Raw genomic sequence first — 7,537 nt, forward strand, 5'->3', positions numbered from 1 at the left:
ACATAGCGCCCTGCGCCGCCGGTGGCGCCGAGTACCGCGATAATGCTGTCGTTCATCAGGCTTCTCCCGGCGCGGCGTGGCGCGCGATCAGCACGGCCAGGGTCGGCGCATGCTGACGAGACAGGCAGCTAAAATGGTCGCCGGGCGTGTCTTCAACAACGAGCTCCCCCAGGCACAGCCGACGCCAGTAGTCGTGAACGTCGCCGGGCGTACCGGGCAAGAGAGGATCGCTTTCGCTGTTACGCAGCAGAATGGTTTTACCAAACCAGGGATCGGGCCGATATTGCCCCACTGACGCCATGCTGTGTCCGAACAGAGCGTAACGACTCGCAAACAACGCGCTGGCTTCATCCTCCTGATGGTAGACCCCCTGGGCCATGCTGGCCGTCTGCAGCGCCTGCAGGCGAACGGCCTGCGGCTGTCGGAACCAGCGCGTCAGCGCCTGCGCGACCTGCGGATGGTCGTCGAGGCCATCAAATGCGTCTTCGGCGATACGCTGCGGGGTCCGCTGCAGGATAGCGCTCACGGCGGCGGCCAGCGCCGGCTCCTGCGGCAGCCCCAGCTTCTCGAGGTCGGCCCCGATCGCGCGGGCAAACACGTAATCCACCAACCGCGCGTCATCCACCTGCGGCGGCTGATACGCGCTGATGACCACCAGCTCGCGCACGTTTTTGCCGCGCTCGCTGAGCTGACGGGCGATTTCCGCCGCCAGCAAGCCACCGAGGCAATACCCCAGCAAAGTGAAGCTTTCCCCCTGTGCTGACAACGCATCGGCATAGTGACCGGCCAGCGTAACCAGCGCCTCATGCGGTGCCAGCGCCATAAACGCCTGCTGGCTGGGCAGTTCGAGACCAACACCGCGGGCAAATAGCGACTTGTCCAGGCTCGCCAGCAGATGCTGATACGGCTGGAGATTGCCGGTACCGGCGTGAAGCAGCACGCAGCAGTGGCGGTGATAATCCTGCTGGCCCCACAGTGGAACCAGCACGGCGCGAGCCTGCTGTTGCTGCTCACCCTGCGTCGCGCTGCTGCGTAGCAAATCCGCCAGCGCCATCACCGTGGATTCCCGCAGCAGATGGCGCAGCAGGGTTTCCCATTCGAAATGGGCCGCCGCCGCAACCCGGGCGCGCAGACGTCCGATCATGCGTGATAACAGCAGGGAGTCGCCGCCCAGCGCATAGAAGTCAGCATCGCGCTGCACGTCCGCCAGCCCCAACACTTCCGCCCAGACGGCGGCAATCTGCTGTTCCAGCGCATCGCGCGGGGCGTTACCGCCGCCTGCCTGCTCCGCCCTGGTCTGCTGCTGCGGCGCAGCGCTCAGCAGCCGCTGACGATCGGTTTTACCGTTAGCCGTACGCGGCAGACGATCCAGCAGATGTAGATGCGCAGGCACCATATAGCCCGGCAGCCGATCGCGCAGAAAATCCCGCAGCTCATCGCGGCGGAGGCTGGCGCGGTCCGTTTTGAACTGGGCGATAAATACCCCTTGCCCGGAGCTGGACAGCGCGCTTTCCGCCGGCGGGGCGCAATCGGATATCGTCGCCCCAGCCTGCGCCAGCAGGTCAAGCCACTGCTCGCGGGTAAAGAACGTTTGGTCGGTGGTGGCGCGCAGATCGGTAAAGCCCGTTAGCTCCGGGAAGAACTCCATCGAAACCAGCAGCGGGTAGTTATGACGACGGAAAGGTTCGATAAACACCAGCGTACCGCCGGGCGCCAGCAATGAGGAGAATTGCGCCAGCACGTCACCTGCGTTGCGGGCGTTATGCAGCACGTTGGCGCACAGGATCACATCGAAGCTATTCGCCGCCATCCCCTGCCGCCCGGCATCTTCGTTCATGTCAAAAATGCCGTAGTGCATCCACGGATAAGGGGCGAAGAGCTTACGCGCTTCAACGAGGAAGAACTCTGACAGATCGGTAAACCAGTATTCTGGCTGCCAGGGCGCCAGAGCAGGCACCAAATCGCTGGCAGTCCCCGCCACGCCGGCCCCCACTTCCAGCACCCGTAACGGGCGGGGGCGGGAAGCCGCCAGCGCCGCGATCGCCGCAACCACGATCGCGTTCATGCTCTGGCTGACCAGGTTATCCCGGTAGGCCGCGTGGGCGGTCGACAGCTCGCCTTCCGGGAACAGAATCCCGCGGACATCGGTTTCGCCGCGCAGCAGCCCGCTCAGGCAATCGCTGCAAACGCGGATATAGTGCAGCGTCTGGCTGCCATAACCGGCACGCTGCTCAAGCTGTTCCACCTCGTGCCAGCCCTGCTGCAGCGTGGCCGCATCGCAGGGGATCAGGTCTGCGTAGCGTCCCTGCGCGTCCTGGGTGAGCGCACCGGCGCTGACCAATCCGGCCAGCCAGCGGCGCAACTGTCGCTGATGCACCTCCGCCACCCCGGTCGCCAGATAGATCTCCTCCAGCGCGTGACGGGAGTCGGTCGCGGCGAACAGGCCATCCTGGCGCAGGCGATCGGCCATCGCGAGAATCGCCACGCGATCCGCTCCCGCCATTAACGCCTCGAAAGCTGCACCATCAATCTGCTGTTCAATATGCCGAGCACGCTGCCGGGCGCAGTCCATCGCCGGCCGACTGCTGGGCTGCTCGCCCGCCGCCAGTTCCGCGAATCCCAGCAGGTTGCTGGCGGTGCCATGACCTTCCGTCAGGCATACGGCCGCATCGGCGACCGCCGGGGGTTGGCGCATCGCCGCGGCGATTTCACCCAGCTCAACGCGGTGTCCGCGGATTTTGACCTGGCTATCGACCCGCCCCAGAAACTCGATGTTGCCATCCGGCCAGTATCGTCCCCGATCTCCGGTCAGGTACAGGCGCCGCCCGTCATCGCGGGTCACAAAACGCGCGGCGGTCTTCTCTCTGTCCATCCAGTAACAGTCCGCCAGCCCGTCACCGCTGATGGCGATCTCACCGCTGACCCAGTCGGGGCGATCGTGCAGGCGTTCATCAACAATATGCAGTTGCTGATTGGCCAGCGGCTTACCATACGGAATGCTCTGCCAGGACGGCGCGACGTGCGTGACCGGATGGAATACCGACCAGATTGCCGCTTCAGTCGCGCCGCCCAGCGCTATCAGTTGACCATCGGCTGAGATGGCCTGCAGTTGTTCCAGCAGATTAAGCGGAACCCAGTCTCCCGATACCAGCGCCAGGCGTAGCGTCGGCAGGGGCTGTTGCGTATCGGCCAGCATCTGCAGCTGGGCCGGCACGCTGTTCCATAGGGTGACGCCATATTGAGCGATGCATTCAGCCCAGTGTGAAGGGTCCGCCTTTCTCGCTTCCTGCGGATAGACCAGAGCGCCTCCCGCCGCCAGCACGCCAAACAGATCGTACACTGACAGATCGAAACTCAGGTTAGCCACCGCCAGAACCCGATCCCGGGCGCCCAGCGCAAAGCGGCGGTTGATATCGGCAATCGTATTCCAGGCGGCATGATGGTTAATGACCACGCCCTTCGGTTCACCGGTGGACCCGGAGGTATAGATAATATAGGCGGGCTGATGGAGACCGATTCGTACTGGCTGGAAATCACCCGCCGACGTCTCCGTACGCCAGGCGATCGGTTCTACGTCCTCAGGCAGTTGTTCAGGATCGTCGCAGATTGCCCGGCGCACCCCGGCATTACGCAAGATCGCCTCCCGGCGGCGGGCAGGCTGTTGCGCATCAACCGGTACGTAGCATCCGCCGTTGAGCAGGATGGCAAGAGGAGCGAGCGCATGGGCGCGCCCTTTCCCGCACATCACCGCGACGGCTTCGCCTGGACAGTGCCCCGCTCGCTGCAAATCCGCCGCCAGTCCGTAAGCCCGGGCGGCCAGCTCGCCGTAAGTCATGCTCCCTTCATCGTCCCACAGCGCAATGGCATCCGGCTGCCGTTCCGCCTTATCCAGGAATCCCTGCTGTAGCAGCCGGGCGAAATCTGGCTGGCTATCCGCGTTAGTCTGTTGGCGAACGGCGGCTTGTGCCGCAGGCAGCGTCAGCAGCTGACGCTGGTTAAGACAAGACTCACCCTCCTCCAGCAGCCGCTGGATTAACCCGCTGAAGGCATCAAACGCGTGCTCAATAAACCGCTCGGGGAATAGCCCCTCGCGCGAGTCCCACGCCAGCATCATGCCATCGGGCTGGGCGGTGACCTGGCAGTCAATCAACACCTGCGGGGTTTGGGTTAAACCCTGCTCGATACGATAGCGCGCCGGGGCCGCCTGCCGCTCCCCCTGGCCGAGCGTGCTGGTAAACACCACCGGCATCAGCACCGCTTCGCCATGATGGCGCGACAGTTCGCTCAACGCTTCAAGACCTGAGAACGCGCTATGGTCGAGATCGGCAAACAGGCGCTGATTGAGGGTCAGCAGCTGTTGAGCAAACGCCTCATCCCCACGCAGATCGACCTCCAGCAGCGTGACGGAGGTGAAATCCCCGACCACCCGTTCAAGGTCATGATGCTGCCCCTCGCGGCGGAAAATGGGCAGATTGAGCGTGAAGTGGCGGCTGTCGCTGTAGAACCCCATAACCTGCGAGAACGCCCCCAGCAGGAGCGTGTTCAGCGTCACCTGCGCCTTCGCGGCCAGCTGGTTCAGCCGCTGGCGCTGTTGATGGGACAAGCGCAGATGGCGACGGACAAAGGTGGCTTTCTCAGCGGCGGCGCCAACGGGCAAGGCCGGAGCATTGGGAAGCTCGGGGATCCGCTCCCGCCAGTATTGCTGCGCCTTACGGTAGCGTACGCCCTGGCGCGCCGCGCGCCGGGCAATCACGTAGTCACGGAACCCCAGCGAGGGCGCGGGCAGCAGCGTCTCGGGTGCAAACAGCAGCTGATCCAGTTCATCCACCAGCAGATAAAGGCTGGCGGAATCCACCAGGATCAGCTCAATCGACAATAGCAGGCGGGTTTGTCCTGCCGCGAGGATAGTGGCCGCGGCAAAAAGCGGCCAGCGCTGGTAATCCGCCGGGGCAGCCAGCATCGCTTCGCGCAGCTCAGCGATACGCGCCCCGACCTCTGTGGTGGGCAGGTCTGGCCATTCGTGTTGCTGCGGCTGGAATAGCGGCACCTGCGGCAAAACGCGCTGGAATCCCTCTTCCTCAATCACCACCCGCAGCATGTCGTGGCGAGCAATCAGCTGATTAAGCGCCCGGCTGAGCTGCGCAGGCGTGACGGGCCGATCGAAACAGATCTCCAGATATCCCCGACAGGCGACGCCGCCGAACGCGAACGCGCTATGGCGCCCGACAAAATAGGCCTGCTGCGCCTCCGTTAAGGGGAAAGGTGCAAAACGCGCATCGGGATCGGCCTGCAGCGCCGCCCCGCTCTCCTGCTGCCTGAGCCAGTCGAGGATGGCCGGTTTATGGTCGCGCAGTTCCTGCATAATGGCTTCGGTCATCACGCCCGCGGGGGCGCGAAAGCGCAGCTGGTTCTCTTCCTGCCATAGCTCAATGCCCTGGGTTTCCAGTCGTACGATAACGTCAGAAATTTTCACAATAAACCTTCTTCCATACTGTTTTTGTCAGCCAAATGCCTTTCGACGGATGCGCAAAGGCCCGAGAGGGTAGCGTCAGCAAAAAAGTCTCGTAGTGTCAGACGGATACCGAAGTGTTTGCAGATTTGCGCCACCAGGCGGGTGCCCAATAGCGAATTACCGCCAGCGCTGAAAAAGCTTTCGCCGGCATGGCCCGGGTGCGCGCCCAGCACCTGCTGCCAGATGTCCGCCAGCGCCTGCTGGTGAGGGTCGTCCAGCGACAACGCGGTTTCCGCAGTCTGAGCGCTGAGCTGCGCCAGCGCCTTGCGGTCGATTTTGCCGTTAGCGGTGAGCGGCCAGCGGCTGAGAGAAGCGATGGCCCCAGGGATCGCCCAGCCAGGCAACACGCTGCGCAGCCCGCGCTGCACCGCGTCGATCGCCGCCTCGCCCTCATAGAAGGCGTGCAGGCTGGCGCTGACGCCGCTCCCCTTGAGTAACACCACCGCGCGGCGTACCCCCGGACAACGCTGCAGCTGCTGCTCAATTTCGCCCAGCTCAATGCGGTGGCCGCGTAGCTTCACCTGACCATCGCGTCGCCCGAGGAATTCGAGGACGCCGTCGGGGCGGTAACGTCCCATATCGCCCGTGCGGTACCAGCGCTGCGGGTAGTCGCCGCTAAAGCTGGCCTGGGTCAGATGCCGATCGCCACAGTACCCGCGCGCCACCCCCATCCCGCCAATCCATAGTTCCCCGGCCACCCAGTCCGGCAGATCGCAGCCCAGTTCATCCACCACCCTGAAGCGCTGATTGCGCAGCGGTAAACCGTAAGGGACCGATGTCCAGTCGCGCGGCGGCCGGGCCGGAACCGCCCAGGCGTTGGACCAGATGGCGGCTTCCGTCGCACCGCCCAGCGCAATGGTCCGGCACTGCGGCGCGATAGGTTCCAGCCTGGCGGCAATGTCCGGACTGACCCAATCGCCTGACAGCAATGCCAGACGCAGGTCCGGTAGTTCAGCCCCGCGCAGCTGCGCGATTTCGAGCGTCATCTCCATCAGCGTGGGGACGCTGTTCCAGACGCTGACCCGGTGCTGCTGCATTAGCGCCAGCCACCCCTCGGCATCGCGATGCTCCTCTTCCGCGCTGAGCACCAGCTGTGCGCCCTGGCTCAAGGCGCCGAAGATATCGAAAACCGACAGGTCAAAATCGAGCGCGGCTACCCCCAAAAACACATCCTGGCTGCAGATGGCGTAGCGCTGGCAAATATCGTCAACGGTGTTACTGGCGCTGCGGTGTTCAACTTCCACGCCTTTGGGTTCACCGGTCGATCCGGAGGTAAAGATGATGTAGGCCAGGCTGGCCGCATCGGGCAGCACCGGCTCAGGCAGCGGTGCGCAGTTGAGTAGCTGTTGCAGGGGAAGAGAGATGGCGCCGTCCACGCAGCCAATCGCCCGCTTCGCCTGCGCTTTACGGCATAGCAGTGCCTGCCTGGCGGGCGGATGTTTGCCATTGACGGGCAGATAGGCGGCGCCCGCCGCCAGCACGCCCAGCACCGCCGCTATCTGTTCGACGCCGCGCGGCAGACCTATCGCCACGCAGTCGCCTTCGTTAACCCCCTGCTGCTGAAGACCCGCCGCCACCGCAAGCGCGCTCTCCCGCAGCTCGCCGTAGCTGATAGCGCCGCTCTGCCCGTCCCGCAGCGCTATTCGCTGCGGGTGAAGACGCGCCTGCTCAAAGAAGCCCTGATGCAGCAGTACCGGGCCCTGCTGGGGTGCGTCGGTGGCATTAATCCGCTGGCGAACGCTCCGCTGAACGAGCGGCAGCTGGCGCGGCGGCGGCAGCTGCCAGTCGTCGTCGGCCAGCCGCTGCAGGGCCGTACAATAGCTGGCAAACATCTGCTCCACCATCTGCGGCGGGAACAGGTCCTCCAGATAATCCCAGCTCAGCAGCAGACCGTCTTCGAGGTCAATCACCTGATGATCCAGCCACACCTGCGGCGTCTGAGACAGCGTAAAATCGGGCCAGGGCGCGGCTTTCGCCAGCGCATCGGCCACGCCGAGCATGCTGGGGAACACCACCGGCACCCCG

2 protein-coding genes are annotated in these 7,537 nt (G+C 64.3%); both read right to left on the bottom strand.

Annotated features, from left to right (window positions below; all coding sequences use genetic code 11):
- Positions 1-55: 55 nt before the first annotated feature.
- Positions 56-5,473: a non-ribosomal peptide synthetase gene (locus tag PFH44_RS22755; protein ID WP_283826236.1), complete on the bottom strand. Its 5,418-nt coding sequence runs from the start codon at positions 5,471-5,473 to the stop codon at positions 56-58.
- On the bottom strand, positions 5,470-7,537 hold a 2,068-nt coding region (locus tag PFH44_RS22760), incomplete at its 5' end, for a non-ribosomal peptide synthetase (RefSeq protein ID WP_283826237.1). The genes PFH44_RS22760 and PFH44_RS22755, both read right to left, overlap by 4 nt.

The sequence above is a fragment of the Klebsiella sp. Ech2A genome, assembly GCF_030078455.1.
Lineage (GTDB): Bacteria > Pseudomonadota > Gammaproteobacteria > Enterobacterales > Enterobacteriaceae > Klebsiella > Klebsiella terrigena.